The organism is Gluconobacter thailandicus F149-1 = NBRC 100600, from assembly GCF_000964465.1.
GTDB lineage: Bacteria > Pseudomonadota > Alphaproteobacteria > Acetobacterales > Acetobacteraceae > Gluconobacter > Gluconobacter thailandicus.
Map to the genome: position 1 here is coordinate 1 of NZ_BANH01000021.1, position 18,541 is coordinate 18,541.

Annotated in this window: 10 protein-coding genes; 5 read left to right on the plus strand and 5 right to left on the minus strand. The window is 53.6% G+C overall.

Going from position 1 to position 18,541, the window contains the following annotated elements:
- Nucleotides 1–639: 639 nt before the first annotated feature.
- From B7444_RS06820 to B7444_RS06840, 5 genes are all read left to right on the plus strand, one after another.
- Nucleotides 640–3,741, plus strand: coding sequence for a TonB-dependent receptor domain-containing protein (locus B7444_RS06820; protein WP_048855141.1), 3,102 nt, complete (start codon nucleotides 640–642; stop codon nucleotides 3,739–3,741).
- Between the two features lie 373 nt (nucleotides 3,742–4,114).
- Nucleotides 4,115–4,381: a metal-sensing transcriptional repressor gene (locus B7444_RS06825; RefSeq protein ID WP_007283305.1), complete on the plus strand. Its 267-nt coding sequence runs from the start codon at nucleotides 4,115–4,117 to the stop codon at nucleotides 4,379–4,381.
- Between the two features lie 19 nt (nucleotides 4,382–4,400).
- Nucleotides 4,401–5,684 (plus strand): TolC family protein, encoded by a 1,284-nt coding sequence (locus B7444_RS06830; RefSeq protein ID WP_016737990.1) that lies wholly within the window; start codon nucleotides 4,401–4,403, stop codon nucleotides 5,682–5,684.
- A complete protein-coding gene (locus B7444_RS06835; protein ID WP_007283307.1) occupies nucleotides 5,681–6,835 on the plus strand; it encodes an efflux RND transporter periplasmic adaptor subunit in 1,155 nt (384 codons plus the stop codon). Before B7444_RS06830 ends, B7444_RS06835 begins: the two co-directional genes overlap by 4 nt.
- Before the next feature lie 10 nt (nucleotides 6,836–6,845).
- Nucleotides 6,846–9,926, plus strand: coding sequence for an efflux RND transporter permease subunit (locus tag B7444_RS06840; protein WP_007283308.1), 3,081 nt, complete (start codon nucleotides 6,846–6,848; stop codon nucleotides 9,924–9,926).
- 94 nt (nucleotides 9,927–10,020) lie between these two features.
- Here the strand turns inward: B7444_RS06840 and B7444_RS06845 are convergent, their stop codons facing one another.
- From B7444_RS06845 to B7444_RS06865, 5 genes are all read right to left on the minus strand, one after another.
- Nucleotides 10,021–11,193: an FAD-dependent oxidoreductase gene (locus B7444_RS06845; protein WP_007283309.1), complete on the minus strand. Its 1,173-nt coding sequence runs from the start codon at nucleotides 11,191–11,193 to the stop codon at nucleotides 10,021–10,023.
- 66 nt (nucleotides 11,194–11,259) lie between these two features.
- The gene (locus B7444_RS06850) at nucleotides 11,260–13,695 is read right to left on the minus strand and encodes a TonB-dependent receptor plug domain-containing protein (protein WP_007283310.1); all 2,436 of its coding nucleotides are present in this window, start codon (nucleotides 13,693–13,695) and stop codon (nucleotides 11,260–11,262) included.
- A 146-nt stretch (nucleotides 13,696–13,841) separates the two neighbouring features.
- Nucleotides 13,842–15,128: a cation:dicarboxylate symporter family transporter gene (locus B7444_RS06855; protein ID WP_048855142.1), complete on the minus strand. Its 1,287-nt coding sequence runs from the start codon at nucleotides 15,126–15,128 to the stop codon at nucleotides 13,842–13,844.
- Between the two features lie 211 nt (nucleotides 15,129–15,339).
- Complete coding sequence (locus tag B7444_RS06860; protein WP_007283312.1) at nucleotides 15,340–16,971, minus strand: S10 family peptidase; 1,632 nt, start codon at nucleotides 16,969–16,971, stop codon at nucleotides 15,340–15,342.
- A gap of 153 nt (nucleotides 16,972–17,124) precedes the next feature.
- On the minus strand, nucleotides 17,125–18,531 hold the full coding sequence (locus tag B7444_RS06865) for an 8-oxoguanine deaminase (protein WP_007283313.1): 1,407 nt from the start codon (nucleotides 18,529–18,531) through the stop codon (nucleotides 17,125–17,127).
- Between the last annotated feature and the right edge of the window lie 10 nt (nucleotides 18,532–18,541).

Sequence of the window (18,541 nt, forward strand, 5' to 3'; positions counted from 1 at the left end):
CATGCGCAGAAATGCTCACCCGTGATTTTCCAAACAGGCTCTAATATTTGTCCACGCACCGTTGTGCCTTTGCAGCTTTTCGGCATTCATCTTTTGGGGGCGTTAGACTGAGTAGCGGAGGGCAGGATCGTGGCGTTGAATCTTCACGATCGTTGCATCATCCATGGCTGGCTCGTCTGATAGTCGTTAATATTAAGTAGGAAGAGACACTCGCAGTTAGTATTTGAGGTATAGGAGCGCCGTCATGTTCCGATGAAGCTTGATGATATTGAAATGAAATGAAATCAATAAAAACTCATTATACTAGCAAATGTAAAAACTGGAGTGCTTTCCGCTCAACAGTTTTGATACATGCGCATCGGACTTAATTTTTCCAAAATTTTTGCATTATTTTTGATCTGCTCAGATCTTTGTAGCAATCGGGAGTAAATGTTTGGCAAATGTTTTTGTCGTGTTGATATGTAATCCGAAACAATACGGTGCGGAACCAAGTGTGTCGAATTAACAACGAATTTTTCAAAGAATCTCAAAGCTGTGTCGTTTTGCAATAATATAATTGTCAGAGATTGAAACGTTAAGCATCATCTTGGAAGTCGCGGATACGGTCCGTAATCCCAGAATGCAAAGATTAACAATGCCATGCTAATCCATTCGAAAACGCATCGAGCACTGCTGCTGCTCGGAGCAACAGTGCTGTCTACCCAATCTGCGTTGGCGGCAGCCACTGCGTCTCAGGCAACAAGCCATAAAAAAACGCATCATCGTACACCCTCAACGCCTGCTCCTGCGGCAAGCGCCAATCCCTTGGTAACGACCCAGAGTTCGACAGCGGTACCTGATTCTGGAGTGGCATATCCAGGTCGGAAAACCACAATTACCCAGGCGCAAAGTGATACGGCGCAGCTTCCTGCTGCCCCTTCTGGGAACGAAAGCATTGTCGTCACTGGTACGTTGTTTCGCGATCCAAACACGCACAGTTCTTCGCCAATCACGCATCTTACGCGTCAGGATATGCAACAGCGTGGTTTGAAGACAGCGACCGATGTTGTGCAGCAGCTCTCTTCAAATGGTGCAGGCAACCTGACCAATGCCTGGTCTGCTGGTGGTGGCTTTGCTGCTGGTGGCTCAGCGCCTTCGCTGCGTGGTCTCAGTACCGACTCAACGCTGGTCCTCATGGATGGTCAGCGAAACTCGTACTATCCTCTGGCGGATGACGGCGTTCGTAACTTTGTGGATACGAACTGGATTCCGCAGTCGATCATCGAAGCTGTTGACGTGCAGCAGGACGGCGGCTCAGCAACATATGGTGCAGATGCCGTCGCCGGCGTCGTGAACTATATTACCCGCAAGGAAATCAAAGGCTTCGAAGGCAACGCGGAAGGGGGACTTTCGCAGCGTGGAGACAGCGGTCACCAGCGCCTTTACGCAACATTCGGCCACGGTGATCTGCACCGTGATGGCTATAACTTCTACATCAATGGTGAATATCAGCAGGACGATCCACTTTATTATCGCCAGCTTCAGTCTCCGTACAATAATGGCGATCTTACTGGTCTTGGTGGCGTCAACGGAAATACCAACGCCCTTTCACCCGACGGTACAATTAACTCTACTTTCTTTAGTGCGACGCCTGCCGCTGTCGTACGACCCGTAACACCAGGGGCCACGCGGGGAACCGGGCCATACACCCTACTTAATCAGTCCGCAGGGTGCAGTTCCGTGGGACAGCTTGTTTCCGGAAATCTGGTGAGTGCTCCAGGCGGTGCTACCCAGACATGCATGCAGAATTCGCAGCAATATGCACAGGTCGCGCCTGACCAGCGCCGTATCGAAGGCACGGCGCACTTTACGGCGAATGTCACGGACCGCTCTCAGCTGGTTGCAATGTTCAACTGGTCCCAGACCCGCACAATCACCACCGATAGCCCGTCAGCCATTGGTGTCTACACACAGGGTCGCCTGGCAACATCCAGCCTGACGCTGCTGCCCGTAACAATCAATGGACAGCTAAATCCGAATAATCCTTATGCGGCTCAGGGGGAACAGGCCCAGATTCTCGGAACGTTCGGAAACGTCATTCCTACTACGACACAGACAACACAGAACTATCGTGGATCTGTCCGTTATTCGGGATGGGAGCCTTCCAAATGGGGTTCTGACTGGAACTATGACGTCAATTTTGTCGGCATGAATTCCCTGCTGGATCAGACCTACACAGGTGTTCCAACCATTAATGGCATCAACAACGCCATTAATAATGGAACCTATAATTTTGTGGATCCCTCTCAGAATTCCCGTGCAGTCCTGAATTCAATTTTTCCTGTAAATACCATTCACGCGCGAACACAGGAATATTCAGGTGAAGCGACAGCAAACAAGGGTCTGTTTAAGTTGCCCGGTGGTATGGTGAAGCTTGCCATCGGTGGAAATATCCGTTGGGAATCCCTAAACGATCCAAGTGCAAACCCCATCAATTACAGCGATCTTGGGGCTCAATACACCAGTAAGATCAATCCGGTCAGTGCACAGGGGCAGCGTTGGGTCGAGGCGGGATTTTATGAGCTCGACATCCCGGTTGTGAAGATGTTGGATATCAACACGTCTGGTCGTTACGACAACTACTCTGAAGGTTTCCATCATTTCTCTCCAAAAGTTGGAGTTCAGTTCAAACCGTTCAGGGAGCTGACCCTGCGTGGTACATTCTCCAAGGGCTTTCGTGTTCCGAGCTTTGCTGAAACGGGCGGTAAGACTGTCGGGTACACAGGTTGGACCGTTGATAATCCAGCGTGGCAGGCCTCTCATGGTAACAATGCGTATTCGCAGGGTACTAGCATTGGCCTTCAGAATGTCGGAAATCCTAACCTGAAGCCTGAAACTTCCACCAATATTTCAGCTGGGCCAATCTTCAAGCCTACCAGTTGGATGACACTGGATTTTGAATACTGGTATATCAAGAAAAACAACTATATCACTGGCAATACACTGGCTGCAAGTTCAGTTGCGAATTCCTGGCTCAACTGCGGTAACACGTGCCTGCCATCAGGAATTACTGTTACTCCCAATCCAGTTGACCCACAGTATCCGGATGCCCAGCCATCTCCAGGTATTATTAGTGCCCAGTACGTTAACGCCCGTAGCCTTATGACGGATGGTTTTGATTTCGGTATCGAGGTTCATCACCGTCTGCCGGGTATTTTTCACGATGTAATGTGGTACAGCAAGGGGCAGGGAACGTACGTACGTCGTTTCAACCAGACCAATCCTGACGGGACGGTCTATCGTTTCGCGGGAACGCTTGGTCCGTATTCTGCGGTGTCTGCATCTGGCACGCCTCACTGGCGCGCAAACTGGTCTAACACCCTGACCTGGAAGAATTTGGCTGTCACTCCGACCGTCTACTACACCAGTGGCTATAAGACTGTTGCTGATGACTCAGGTTCTTCTGCGCTTAATGCAAATGGTGTTACCTATAGTCGTTCTTGCGCAGGTACCTTGTCGGGAAGCACTAATAATAATGCGCCGACGACGCAGTGCAAAGTTAAAGGATTTTGGGACGTTGATCTGACTGTCAACTACAAGGTCAACCAGAGGTGGTCTGTTTACGCAAACGTGTACAATCTGCTCGGCTTCCGTGCTCCGCTCGACTATGCGACGTATGGTGGCTATCTTTATAACTCGTCATGGACACAAAAGGGTATAGTTCTCCGTTCCTTTCAGTTCGGTGTAAATGTGGCGCTGTAAAATTGCTGCATAATTGATATGGAAATGCAGGAGTTGGCGCTCCTGCATTTTTTTTGCTCAGCGCCTAAATGCTTCCGAAATCGATTGGAATGCAGATGGTAGCCAGAAAATTCATTTTCCTTCATTATTTATCCAAATAATAAAAATAATAAATATTTATAATATATAATTTACACTTATTATATTTTTTATTGTTAATATGTTTGTTTTAATACTGTATTGTATATAAAAATATAATTACAACCATCCGTTGCTATCTTGAAATTTCTTGACAGACAAGACTAATATGTTCCTGTTTCGTACCGAAATATGCAGGTGTATTCGTTAAGATGGTCGACTTGACATACCCAGTCCCCTAGGGGATAGGGGGTTCATGGTACACGAAACACATGTTCAGATTCTTCAACGTCTGAAGCAGGCCCATGGGCATCTGGCCAAGATCCTTGAAATGATGACAGACGAAAGGCCGTGTGGAGAGCTCGTACAGCAGATTCAAGCGGTTGAAAGCACGATTCATAACGCCAAGCGTCGTTTGATCCAGGATCATCTTGAACATTGTGTGGTGGATGAAGTCGCAGACGGAAACATGAGCCGTGAGACCGCCATACGAGAATTTGCCGCTCTCGCAAAATATCTCTGATCGAGGAATGTTCGTGCTTATGTTCGGTCTCACATCGAACTTTTTCCTTGGTAATCTCAGATGCATTGGTAGCGCTCTTAGCTTTGCAATACTGCTTCTGTGCTCCCCGGCGCTGGGGCAGACGTCAACTGGAGAGATTTCGATATCAGTTCATGAAGCCATCGCGATGGCTTGGAAGAACGACCCTGTTCGGACTGAACTTCAGACCAATCAGCAGTCAGCGGACGCACGTGCCAAAGCCGCTCAGTCCTGGTTTGCCGGCGGCCCTACTTTGAGCGCCGATTATTACGATGATCGCATTGGCGGTTCCCATTTAGGGTACATTACCTGGCAAGGAAGCGTCTCTGTCCCGCTTTGGCTTCCTGGGCAGGGGACGGCGACAGAAAATGTGGCTCATGCCGATGCTCGTACTGCGCTGATGAGGCTTGACGTAGAAAGAATGGCTGTAGCAGTCCGTGTTGTGGACGCGGCAGGGGCAGCCAGTCTGGCGAGAAAGAGAGAAACTGCTGCGTTATCAACGCTTTCGGCACTTAAACGGGTCTCTGATGTTGTATCTCGTTCGGTTCGTGCAGGAGAGTCTGTCTCCGTAGATAGTCAGGCGATAATGGCGCAGCTTGCGGATGCGCGGAGTGAACTCGAGAGTGCAAGGGAAGAAATTTCCACCTCTCGTACTGCCCTCCAAACCCTGCTGGGTATTGATGGTATTCCCGACATTACGCAGGCCGATCGTCGTTGGCTGGTGTTGACGCGCGCCAACAACCTGCGCTGGGTGGAAGACGACGATCCTCGGGTCCGTGCCGCACATCAGGAAGTTATCGCTGCGCAGGCGCAGGTCCATTTGGCACGTGCCAGCTTCATGCCGAACCCTGAAGTGGGTGTGGAAGCGCTTGATCAGGCACAATATGGAAGCCCCTGGGACACGCAGGTTGGCTTTAATGTCCGCGTTCCGTTGCCGAATGCGGTTACCACCACGCCTTTAACATCCGCTGCACGAGACCGTCTTGCCGCTGCCAGCCGACAGGAAATCCAGGCCCGTCGGGCTGTTCAGAATGAAATGGCACAGGTCCGGGCTCGTTTAGAAGCTGCGACCATAACGCTGGATGACGCTCGTGTTTCTGCCAGCGCCATGCTCCGCCGTGCGGATGCAATGGAACATTCCTGGCGGTTGGGAGAAAGTCCTTTGATTGAAGCCCTTAGAGCCCGCACCGATGCTTATCGCAGCATTCTGGCTCTCAACCGCGCCGAAATCGCGTGGCATGGGGCCATCATCCGTATCGGAATTGCGACAGGAACGATGCCATGAAGAAGATCACCTGTCTGGCAGGACTGCTGATGGCTGGCTTTGTCCAGCCCGTCAGAGCAGAAACACCCTCTTGGCTACTTCCTTTAAAGGTTGATCCTGCTGCGCAGAAAAACGCAAATTTTCTGATTTCTCCAGCAAGCTTTGGCGATGTGCATGCCACCATAGCCGCAATGGCTACTGTCACCGCAGACATGTCACGTGTCGTGGTGATCCGCCCGGCAGGTAGTGGAAAGGTCACGGATGTTCTGGTCACTCCTGGCCAACGTGTTCATCAGGGACAAACCCTGATAAATTATACGGATCACACCCTTCATGAACTCCACTTGCAACGCATGCAGGCGCAGGCGGCTCTCGCCTCCGCAAAAGCCGCAGTAGTTGAAGCAGATCAGGCTTACAGACGCGGGCTAACCCTGGCTGGAACAACGGTTTCGACCGGAGAGGTCAAGCGGCGACTGGCTGCTCTTCAGCAGGACCGCAGTGTTGTCGTTGCGCGTGAAGCCGATATGGGAATAATCAGACACAGGGTGAAAGAAGAGTTCACATCCGTTACGGAGAAAATTGTTCAGGATGAAGCCTCCAGTCTGATTTCACCTGTTGATGGTGTTGTGCAGACCGTCAATACATCTGCGGCATCTGATATCAATCCTGGAGAAGCGCTCGCTACTATCGTCGATCTTTCGACTGTCTGGATCGTGGCCCAGGTCCGCCCTCAGGAGGCTTCCCAACTGGCGATTGGTGACGCTGTCTCTGTAAGGCCTTCAGGGGATGCATTTGCCAAACCATTCATTGTGCGAATTACAACCATTGATGGTCTGACGGACCCGGTGACAGGACTGGTGCGTGTCGTCTGTGTGGTAAAGTCTTCGGAGGGGCAACTGCGACCGGGAGGTATGCTGGATGCTTCGATTAACACAACCCGGACAGTTCATGGCCTTGTTGTGCCGGCTTCTGCCATCGAGCGGGTGGATGGTCACACTGTTCTCTATGTCAAAACTGGCCAGCAGGCGTTTCAACCTCATGAGGTAAAGCTACTGCTGGAAAATGATGAACAGGCCGTCGTGGAGGGGGATGTGCCGGAAGGCGCCTTGATCGTGGGCAATGGAAGTTTCATGCTGAAAAGCATGGCTCTCCTTGGAAGCGACGAGGACTGAACGCACTGTCATGCTGAAATTTTTTCAGACGAACCGTTTCGTCCTGCTGGGGCTTGTCTGCGCCATGCTTGTTGGGGGACTGCTAACGATCCCCGGGCTGCCTGTTGAGCCAGAGCCTGAAATATCTCCAAAGCAGGTTCTCGTGTCCGTCACAGCTCCTGGGCTTGCAACGGAAGAAGTGGAAAAACTCATCACGTTTCCCCTTGAAGCCAGCATGACCGGGATACCTGGCGTGACGGACCTCAGATCTGTTTCCCGCAACGGTGTTTCCGTCGTCTATCTTCAGTTCGACGATCATACGGATATTGACCTTGATCGCACACGCGTCAGTGAGCGGATGCAGACTGCCCGCGAAACGATCACGGTCCCAAACATCTCCGTCTCCATGGGACCGCTTGCCACAGGCATGGGCGAAATCATGCAACTCCAGATCAAGGGGGAAGGTTATTCTCCCATGGATCTTAACCGCCTGATGCGGTGGACTGTGGTTCCACAGCTCAAGCTGGTTCCGGGTGTTGTGGACGTCAACGTCAATGGGGGCTCGGAAGAAACATATCAGGTGCTTCTGGACCCTGCGCTGCTTCGTGCCTTTGGTGTCACTGTGAGTGACGTCTACAAGGCGGTCGACGAGAATAACGCCTCCGCCGGAGGCGGCTGGATTGCGCACCATGCGGAACAACAGGTCGTGGTTGGTCGCGCTCTTGTCGGAAGTCTGGAGGGCTTCGGGGCTATTCCCGTGCGTATGGGTCCCAACGGCAACGTCGTTCGTCTGAGAGACGTGGGACAGATTACCAAAGGGCCTCGGACAAGACTTGGTGCCGTGACCCGGGACGGGCAGGGCGAAATCGTCATTGGTGTGGTTCTCATGCAGAATGGCGCCAGTTCCAATGCCACACTTGCGGCGATCAACGAAGCCTTGCCGGGGATCCGTCAATCGCTTCCGGCAGGTGTAATCCTCGATCCGTTCTATACGCGCTCGACCCTGACCGGTGAAACGATTGATACGGTCAAGGAAAACCTTGCCGTCGGCGCGGCACTGGTGCTGTTCGTACTGATCGTCGTTCTGGGTGACTGGCGCGCAGCGCTTGTCATTGCCTCAGTCATTCCCGCTGCCCTGATCTGTGCTATGGCAGGCATGAGGTACTTCGGTGTTTCTGCCAATCTTCTGAGCCTCGGGGCAATCGATTTTGGCATGATCGTTGACAGTTCCCTGGTGGTCGTTGAGCATCTTCTTGCCATCCGTGGAACGAACAGGGATCGGGCAGCCCTGCCTGATCTGGCGACAGAAGCTCTTCGCGCTGTCATTCGTCCCGTGACGTTTGCGATTTTCGTGATCATCATGGTGTATCTGCCCATCCTGACGCTTCAGAGCATCGAAGGGCGCATGTTCATCCCGATGGCGCAGACCGTCATCATGGCACTGCTGGCATCGCTGGTTTACTGCGTGATCTGTATCCCGGTTCTGGCTGCACTCGTCATGCACCGAAGCCCCCTCAACCATGAAACACGCTTTATCCGAACCCTGCGTCGCTACTACGAGCCAGCGCTGGCATGGAGCGAAAATCATGGCAGAACCCTGATTGCCATTACTGGCGGAGCGTTCTTGGTCTCAGTGTTTCTCGCCAGCCGTCTCGGCGGAGAATTCGTGCCGCAACTGGATGAGGGGGCATTGCTGGTGACAACTACTCGCCTTCCCAGCGCTTCGCTTGCGACTGTCCTGGCTGGCGTGACGCAGCAGGAAAGAATTCTCAAATCCTTCCCGGATGTTGAGACTGTTGTCAGTAACACTGGTACGTCCGCCATCCCGACAGACCCAATGGGGACGGCAGAGACGGACACCTTTGTGTTTCTCAGGCCTCGCTCTCAATGGACGACGTCCTCCACCGAGGCCGGGCTTGTCGAGAAGATGAGTGCGGAACTGAGCAGACAGATGCCTGACGCCCAGTATTCCTGGACACAGCCGATTCAGATGCGTATGGACGACCTTCTGTCGGGCGTTCGCACCCAGCTTGCCATTTCGATTTATGGCGATGATCTGGATGTTCTGAACCGGCTGGCCCAGAAAGTCACGACCGTGGTGCGGGGCATACCGGGAGCGGCAGATGTCGCGTCAGAGAGCGAGGGAACGGTTCCTTACCTCCATGTGGATGTGGATCGGGATTCTGCGGCGCGCCTGGGTGTTTCCGTTGGGGATATTCTTGCCGAAGTTGAAGCGATCGGCGGTCATATCGGTCGACCTGTCACAGTTGAAAACGCCATTATCCCAACGCAGGTCCAGTTCCGGAACGGCGCCGTAAATTCTCAGGACAGGATTGCCCACCTTCAGGTCCGGCGTGCGGATGGTGCGGGTTGGGTGCTTCTGGCAGACGTCGCCCATATTTCCCTTGTGGACGGGGCGTCCCGCATCGACCGGGATGGGACGCATCGGCGCGTGATCGTTCAGGCTAATGTGCGTGGCCGGGATGTGAGTTCATTCGTGGCAGAAGCTCAGGCTGCGGTTACGAAGCAGGTCAAGCTGCCTCATGAATATCGCATGAGCTGGGCAGGTCAGTTCAGGAACCTCCAGTCCGCCATGAAGCGTCTGGAAATTGTAGTTCCGATTGCTTTGGCTCTGATTTTTGGCCTGCTGATCGCAGCACTCGGCTCGTTCGGTGCAGCGGCGCTGGTGTTCATCAATCTGCCTGTGGCCGCGACAGGAGGTATTCTGGCGCTTGTTCTGCGCGGGCTGCCATTCAGCATTGCCGCCGGCATCGGGTTCATAGCGCTCTTTGGAGTGGCGATCCTGAATGGCGTGGTGTTGCTGAGCCAGATCCAAACCTTTCGTCGGCAAGGCATGGGGGCCGCCATGGCTGCGTTTTCCGCAGCGCGTGCGCGCTTCCGGCCGGTGATTGCAACAGCCTCCGTTGCAAGTCTGGGGTTCTTTCCGATGGCGTTTTCCGGGAGTGCCGGGGCAGAAGTCGAACGTCCTCTGGCGACCGTAGTGATCGGCGGCCTGATATCCTCGACACTTCTTACGCTTCTCGTTCTTCCAACGCTCTATGCACGGTTCTTCAAGAACAAATCCGAGCAGCCGACAGACCCGCAGGTCTGAGGGCAAAAAAAAGAGGGATACCCAGTATTTCGCCTGGGTATCCCTTCCTCCGGGTCATTATGAATATTTCTATGGGTTCGGAGCAGAAACCCGATCAGACAGTATAGCCCATATTTCTATACAGCCCGTTGATGACCAAAACACTGCGATGGGCTTCCGTCAGGTCAGGTGTTTCGTCGGTGCGGTTGTATCCAAACCCCATATCATCACCCATCGATTGAACAACAATTCCATCCCGCCGAGAGACGACATAGACGTTCCCGAAGCTCATACTGCACAAGGCTTCCGGCTGTGGGATCAACCACGCGATCTGGCCGCGGACAGGAACAATGCTGTTGTCGTTCCAGAGCGCACGTGCCCCATATCCTGTACAGTTAATGAAAACAGGCTCGGGAAGGGCGGTCAATTCGGAAGGATGATGCAAGGTCATGGTCTTGATCTTGCCGCCACGTTCCAGAAACTGGCGTAGCAGATAGTCCGAATAGCTTGTGACGTTGAAAATCAGATTGGGTTTCTTGTGGACTTCTGAATAGGGGAGCCGAGTGTCATCAACCTTGATCAGGTTCCCCTGAGGTTCAATGTCCTGAATGCGGTCATCCAACCTGGCAAAGCCGATAGGGTCTGCGTGCACAGGAGCAGGGTCTCGGGACTTCATGCCATAAAATGTATCCCACTCGATGGGATTTCCGGGCAGCCCCTGTAGGTTCTGGTAACAGGAGAACGAATACCGCGCCATGGTCTCCCATCTGGCGGAAAATTCCGGTGTCATCGCATCTTTCTGGGCGATACGGGAGGAAGGTGTCCAGCTTCCCGAAGCCCGTGCTGAGCGAACGAAAGGCGGAAGAGCGTCTGCATAGATCGTGACCTGCGCTCCAGCTTGCTGAGCCACAATAGCAGTCGTGAGACCAATGGCGCCGCAGCCTATAACGCCGATTTTCCGGGAACTGACTGGTAACGCCCGTTCGACAGCCAGCTTGGCACTCCCCCAGGAAAGCGACCATCCGCTTCCTCCGTGTCCATAGTTATGGACCACGGTTTTGTGCCCGACCTGTTCGACGCCTAGACGGGGGCCCGCCGCACGGAACGGACGAAGACAGACCGTAATGCGGTCAATCCTGTCAGTGCGTGCCCGGATGACCGGTATAGAACGAACATCCGCATCCAGATCCAGATTGCGAACACTTCTGTTCACACATCCCGGCAGGCTGAAAAGACCTATCAGGGATGCGGCACTGGTCAAAGCATGACGACGGGAGAGAAGATGCATTGAGGCAGAATTCCAGTCAGGAAGGGGAGTGGATCATGATCCCGGATTGATACGGGATCAGAATTCTCAGAAGGACGCAGCGGCCTGAAGATAGTAATAGGCGCCGTTGAAATCCATTTGGGAGGACGAGACATAATAGCGCGTGATGCCATACAGCGTATTCATGGCCGGAACCTTGCTGGGGCGGACATTGAAGATATTGTTGGCCCCAAGCGAGATATGCCAGTGGTCATCCGGGCGATATCCGACTTCGAGATCCGTCGTCCAGCGCGGTGCGTTAGTGAATTCGTTAAAGATCGTGTTGGAGTAACGCAGTTCCGGCGGGGCTTCGTTGGAATAGCCCAGGAGAACCTTGGAAGATCCCCAACGGCTCTGACGGATGTTCACGTCCCATTGGCCCAGTGTCCAGTTTGCGTTCAGGATGATTTTGCTTCGGGGAGAGCCGGTCGTCAGGGTGGAAACACCGCTTGTGCTCAAAAGTGAGTTGCCGAGCGTGTCTTTTCCAAGATGATGCATGCGGACGCGGTTCAGGTTGATGGCTGCCGTCCAGAGAATCTTTCCGTATTGGTGGAAGTCCGTTCTGTAATCACTCGTGATGTCCATGCCCTGGGTACGGGTTGAGACACCGTTTGAAAAGTACTTTGCACTGACGCTGCTGGTGATGATTCCGCCCGGCAGAGTAATGCCTTGGGATTCAATAGCATCAAGCGCGGCCTGACCCGTATAATTGCCCCCGGCGATGATCTGGTCCCGAATATTGATCTGATAGACGTCAACAGCCACATGCCAGTTGGTGAGGGGGGTGAGAACGATGCCGCCGCTGGCATTGGTGGACCGTTCAGGTTTAAGGGCGCTGGCTCCAAGATTGCGGGCGGCAATACTGTTGACGGCAAGCTGCCCGCTTGCACTCGTAGGGGCGATGTTGAGGTTGCCGTAATATTCCTGGGCAAGAGAAGGGGCACGGAAGCCATTACTGATGGCTCCGCGAACGGCAATCCGCTTCGTAAAGTCGTAGCGGGAGGCGATCTTGCCGTTAAATGTATGTCCGAAATCGGAATAGGTTTCGTATCGACCAGCCAGATCGACGTCGAGTTTCTTTACCGGGTGCACGTCAAGATCGACATAGCCTGCATAAACATTACGATGCGAAGACCCTGCGTTAACAGGCTGAAGCCCTACGAACCCGGCCGCGCCCCCATAACTGTAGGACGCCTCATCGCCCGGAACGATCGTGTAATCCTCGTACCGATGCTCCGCGCCGAGTGCGATGTTGACCGGCATGTTCCACATCTTGAAAAGACGATGCAGATCGAAGTTGTTCGTCCACTGTGAGTCCCTGTACCCAGCAGCATAGAATGTCGTCGGTGTAGAACCGGTTGCGGCGTACAGACCAAGATTGGCAGTGCTGACATTGTGAATATCCACAATATCGCGACCGTAAGTCGAGCTCAGATCGTAATTAAAACCGAGAAACGTCTGCCCTTTAATACCAATCGTGGCGCCGTAATCATCTTCATCGTTGGTCTCAACGGGAGAAAAACCATTCGGATAGTAGGATGGGAGTGCACTCGGGAGACGGAAATACTGGAAAGACTGTGCATGGCGATGCGCGTAAGTTGCGTTGCCGTAAAGCTCGATGTTGTCCGTCAGACGCTTTCCAAATTCCAATCCCATCGTGCCGCGTGTCTGCTCGGGGCGACCAAGCATCTTGGTGCTGACCTCGCCGGTTCGGTCATCGGGGGAGGAGCGATTGGTCATATCCGTATGGATATACTGCCCGCTGAGATGAATATAACCGTCACCCAGGAACTTGAAACCACCATCAAGGTTCACATTGCTCTGCCAACCATCGCCTTTGTAAGCATAGGCGCCTGTCTGGCCGGAAATATTGAAGCCGTGGGGAGTTTTCTTAAGGATGATGTTTACCACGCCTGCGATGGCATCAGAGCCGTACTGCGCGGCAGCTCCATCTCGCAAAACTTCGATATGATCAATCGCCCCAGCCGGGATCATGTCTATGTCTACGGGAGTAGAACCCTGCTGGAGCCCAGCATTCGCGTAGATATTGGACGTCGTATGGCGACGTTTTCCATCAACGAGCACCAGGGTGTAGTTAGGATTCAGGCCGCGCATACGGATTGAATCCGTCAAAGCGCCCGTATCATACCCCATGGACTGAACACTGATCGACGGTACGGTTCTTGCAAGTGCGTCCCGGAGGTCGACCTGACCTGTCCGCTTCAGGTCCGCCGCGCTGATGACGTCAATCGGGCTGGTGCTAGAGCGTGCGGAGACATGGGCCGCACGGGTTCCCGTCACGATCATGTTCTCATCCTGAGCAGCCGCGGCATGAGAATGGCGGGATTTCAGGGCACTGGCTTTTTGGACCTGCTTTTTCTCTGTTTTTACGGTGGGAGAGGCTGCCGTATCCTGACCATAGGCCGAACTGGCCATCAGGGCGATACAAGCTACAGATCCAAGAAGACCACGCGCAGTCTGCATCACAATAAAACCCTCTGTTTTTTCGTGGTTTCGAGGGAAACCATCACATTCATTCCGACGTCATACTGACAATCACCGAAACGGACCAGAAATGAAATTCTTAAAAATCACATGACTCATAACCCTGGGTTAAGGGTGGGATGGATCTAGTGCATCCCCAGCACACGCTTTGCCTGCTCCAGATCAATCTTCTTCTCCCAGCGACCTATCACCACCGGCGCCACACAATTTCCCGCAAAATTTCCCAGCGCTCGAGCAATCCCTATGAACCAGTCGACCGCTAACAGCATCACAAGACTGGCGACTGGAATGGAAGGAACCGCAGCAAGCGTTGCCGCTAGAACCACGATCGCAACACCCGGCACGCCATGAGCCCCTTTGGATGTGAACAGTGCCGTCACAAGCATGGTCCCAATCTGCCAGAAAGTAAGATGAGTTCCCGTAGCGTTCGCAAGAAAGATGACGGCCAGGCCCAGATAGATGGAAAGGGCATCCAGATTGAAAGAGTAGCCTGCGGGAACGACCAGACCCACAACCTGCCGTTCAACCCCCAGTGCTTCAAGCTTTTCCATAATTCGGGGAAGAACAGCGTCAGACGTCGTGGTCGTCAGCACGATGGCGCTTTCTTCACGAAAATAGCGAGCAAAACGGATCGGATTGAGACCGCATATTTTGAGGCAGCTACCGAGTACGCCAACGATGAAGAACGCGATCATGACAAAATACAGCAGCACGAAGCTCGCCAGATGCAGAACTGTACCGAGACCATAGCGCGCTGTCGTGGTCACCATAGCGCCAAAAACGCCAAGAGGTGCCAGGCAAATAATGAAACGCATCATTCGGGAAAAGAGAGCTGACAGGCTTTCCAGAAGTGTAATGACTGGTGCAGCAGTTGCACCCATCTGGTTCAGACAACAGCCACACAGGATCGCCAGGAACAGGATCTGAAGAACGTTCCCATCCGTAAAAGCGGAGACAGGGGTGTGAGGGATCAACGACAGCAGAAAGCCGCTGACGCCACTCTCATGAAGATGCTTTGCATTGCCGCTATAAGTCGCGACCAGTTGTTCGTCACCTGGAGTTGGAACAAACCGTATGCCTTTGCCTGCCCCCAGCAGCATGGTTATGCCAACGGATACGAACAGCACCAGTGTCGTCATAGCTTCAAAATACAGGAGCGCTCGACCGCCAAGGCGTCCAACCGTCTTGAGAGATCCTGCTCCGATAATGCCTAGAGCAACAATACAGAAGAGCAGAGGGCCGACTGCCATCACGATCAGTTTCAGAAACAGATCAGTTGTCCAGCGAACATCCGGGGCAACGGAAGGCGCAAAAAGCCCCACCAGCAGGCCCAGAATAGTCGCAAAAACCACCTGAACAAAAAGGCTCGGAAAGCGGAAAGAGGCAGATGTTCTCTGGGTGTTTCCGCTCATGCAGGGGCTCCGGAAGGTGGCTTCTGAAACTGGGGCGTCCAGACGGGACACTTACCTGAAAGTCAGAAGAATATATTCATTTTCCGAATATGAAGCCATGCAGTTATCTGGATGTCAAACCGATACGAAATCGTTCTGGTTTGCATTGTAATCTCACGCGAATAGGAAACAGTCGGATAGCTTCATGGAACCACCCGACCGATTTCAAACCTTAGCCGTGCGTCTTGTTGATGAAGTTGACGACGTTGTCGTGCAGTTCGGCAAGCGCCGGAGCATGAGCATAGACCATGTGACCGGACTCATACTGGTGGAATTCGATGTTCGATGCCAGCTTCCGGGGGATCGGAAGATGCTGCATCTCGTAGATCCCCTCGAAGAATGGCGTTCCCAGATCGTAATAGCCCTGGTTCAGCATGATCTTGAGGCTGGGGTTCTGCTTCATGGCACTTGCCAGATCGGGCAGAACGTTGGGGGCGCCCTTGGCAGGACGGCCTGATCCGGGCTGCTTGTGCACAAAAGCCCATTTCCCGATCGAATGAGCGCTGACCTTGTATTCCTGATACCCGTCATCAAACGCAGGATTGTTTCCGTAGTGCAGGGTGTTCCGGACATAATCATTGAAGGCCGAAACATAAGCCGACTGCATGGCCGCAAACTGCGGATCGTAATCTGGCGTCTGTCCGAGCGGATCAATCGCGGGTCCAGAGAATCGGCTATCCAGACGGCCCGTATCCATACCGTCGTCGCCCAGAAGGGTCTTAGCGAACTCGCCGCCGCTTACGCGCAGATCGGCTTTCTTGAGATATTCAACTGGCAGGCCTGTGTATTGGTGAAGCTTTTGAGCCGTTTGTTCCAGTTTTTCGTCCGAAATAGATGTACCGTCCTGTAGGGCAGACGTGTAATCCGTCAGGGCGAAGTGTTCGACTTCCGAAAGGAACGGCTTCAGGTCTTTTGGCTGGTTTGGCAACTTGTGGTGATACCACGCAGTCGCGGCAAAGCTGGGAAGAGCCAGAACATAAGGCTGATCGACGCTCGGGTTCGACTTTACGCTGTCGATCGAGTTGTCATAGTCCAGGATCTGGGACAGCAGCATGACCCCGTTCAGATCAACGCCCTTTTCCGACGCCAACTGGTTGGCAATGATTGCCGATCGGGTCGTGCCGTAGCTCTCGCCAAAAAGATACTTGGGGGAGTTGAAACGGTTAAAGCGCGTCAGAAACTGCGCAATAAAGTCCGTAAAGGCTGCTGCGTCCGGGTCTGTGCCATAGAATGCCTTTTCCTTGTCCTTGCCAACAAGCCGTCCGAACCCGGTACCGGGTGCATCAATGAAGACCAGATCCGTCGCATCCAGCGGGCTATCGTTATTATCAATCAGATGATAAGGCGCGGCTGGCGTGTGAGTATCGTCTGCTGTGACAATACGGTGCGGACCAAAAGCACCCATATGCATCCAGACGCTCGATGACCCTGGACCACCATTATAGACAAAGGTGATAGGTCGGTTTTCCGGATGGGTACCCTTCTTGAAATAGGCCACATAGAAGATCGACGCCACGGCATCCGGGTTCTTCTTGTCGGCCTTTTCGTCCTTGCTGCCGGTATCGGAATCATCCCAGCCCTGAGCATGAACGATCAGCGTTCCGGTCACAGCCTGATAGGCGATGTGCTGCCCACGAATGGTTGCGGCCCCATCGGAAACGACCTTCTGAGGCGTTGTCAGAAACCGGGAAGATCCTTCAGGGACCTTGGTGGCCTCTGAAGGAGCCTCTGCACGCGCAGACAAGCTGGTCGCAGTGAATAGTCCTGCGGCAAGGAGAGAGCAGGTCAAAATCTTGGTACGCACGGTGTAACTCCTTACATATTAGGATTATTCTGTAAGGAATACGGGGGCGTTACAAGTTCAGGAGAGATGAAAAGTCTTTCACGTCTCATTCAGTCATGAAACCATTGCTGGGCAATGACAAAGCAACGGCTTTGCCACCGCCTTGTCGCGGTTTTATGTGGGTCCGTTCAAACGCTGGATGCGCATAGCCTCTTTGCGGTGCGCTCCAAGAATGTCTCCAAGATTTTTCAAAACGGGTTGGCCGTTTTCCACCAGGATTTGGCCGTTGACGATAGTTGTTCCTGCTGTTGCAGGAGCGCAGCGAAGCCATGCTTCCACCGGGTCTGTCAGCGCGCCAGCGAGGGATATCTCCGACATTTGCCAGATAACCAGATCGGCACATGCCCCAGGTCTCAGGTGCCCGATTTCATCGTCCCAGCCCAGGCAGGCCGCTCCACCCCGTGTCGCCATATCCAACGCGTCCCGAGCCGTCATCGAGTGAGGGCCATTGCGGAACCGTCCCAGTAGGAGCGCCATGCGGGTCTCCAGCCAGAGCGATGCATGATCGGTGGAGGCCGATCCGTCACAGCCAAGTCCAACCCGCATGCCTCTGCGGCGCATGTCCATGGCATCAGCAGAGCCACCCCCGATCATCATGTTCGAGCACGGACATTGCGCCGTACAGACACCAGCATGCGCGAGGCGATCGATCTCATCGGTTGACGGGTAGATGTAATGGGCAACCCAGGAACGCGGACTGGCCCAACCCACGCGCTCGAAATATTCCGTCGGGGTGCACCCATAAACGTCCGCGCAGTAGCGATCTTCGTCGTGATCTTCCGCCAGATGAGTATGGAGGCGCAGGTCATACCGGTCCGCCATGGCCGCAGACTCCGTCATGATCCGTTCAGAGACACTGAAGAGCGAGCAGGGTGCGAGAGCAACGCGGCCCATCGCACCGGGAGAGGCGTCGTGATACGCGTGCACCAGGCGTTCACTGTCCGCGAGGATGGTGTCTTCATCCTGCACCACCGACGCAGGTGGTAGGCCGCCATCCTCAACAGAACGCGTCATGGAACCACGCGTCGCATGGAAGCGGAACCCGATGTCTTTCGCCGCACGGAACTGCGCATCAATCAGGAACGGCTTAGGATGGACGTACATATGATCCATCGACGTCGTGCAACCACCCATGAGAAGCTCGACCATGGCCACGGCAGTTGAAAGATAAACGGACTCTTCATCAAGCCCCGCCCAGAGCGGATATAGCCCTTGCAGCCACTCGAACAGCGTTCCGTTCGTAACGGGCGCATAAGCGCGGGTCAGGTTCTGGTACATGTGATGATGGGCGTTGATGAGACCCGGAGTTACCAGCTTTCCATCGGCTGAGAGTGTTTTTTCAGCCGGCGGCGGTATTTCGCCAGAATGTCCCACGGAATGAACACGACCATCCTTCAGGGCAATCCATCCGTTTGGGATTTCCCAGTCTCGATCAATGTACAGATAGGCGTTTGTAATAAGGAGGCTGACCGTCATTGCGGCGTCCTTTCCCGATACCATCAGCAAGCCATGACGGATCATGGCTTTCGCA

Coding starts and splice junctions, on each gene's coding strand:
- B7444_RS06820 (WP_048855141.1), top strand. CDS start 640: ATGCTAATCCATTCGAAAACGCATCGAGCACTGCTGCTGCTCGGAGCA.
- B7444_RS06825 (WP_007283305.1), top strand. CDS start 4,115: ATGGTACACGAAACACATGTTCAGATTCTTCAACGTCTGAAGCAGGCC.
- B7444_RS06830 (WP_016737990.1), top strand. CDS start 4,401: ATGTTCGGTCTCACATCGAACTTTTTCCTTGGTAATCTCAGATGCATT.
- B7444_RS06835 (WP_007283307.1), top strand. CDS start 5,681: ATGAAGAAGATCACCTGTCTGGCAGGACTGCTGATGGCTGGCTTTGTC.
- B7444_RS06840 (WP_007283308.1), top strand. CDS start 6,846: ATGCTGAAATTTTTTCAGACGAACCGTTTCGTCCTGCTGGGGCTTGTC.
- B7444_RS06845 (WP_007283309.1), bottom strand. CDS start 11,193: ATGCATCTTCTCTCCCGTCGTCATGCTTTGACCAGTGCCGCATCCCTG.
- B7444_RS06850 (WP_007283310.1), bottom strand. CDS start 13,695: ATGCAGACTGCGCGTGGTCTTCTTGGATCTGTAGCTTGTATCGCCCTG.
- B7444_RS06855 (WP_048855142.1), bottom strand. CDS start 15,128: ATGAGCGGAAACACCCAGAGAACATCTGCCTCTTTCCGCTTTCCGAGC.
- B7444_RS06865 (WP_007283313.1), bottom strand. CDS start 18,531: ATGATCCGTCATGGCTTGCTGATGGTATCGGGAAAGGACGCCGCAATG.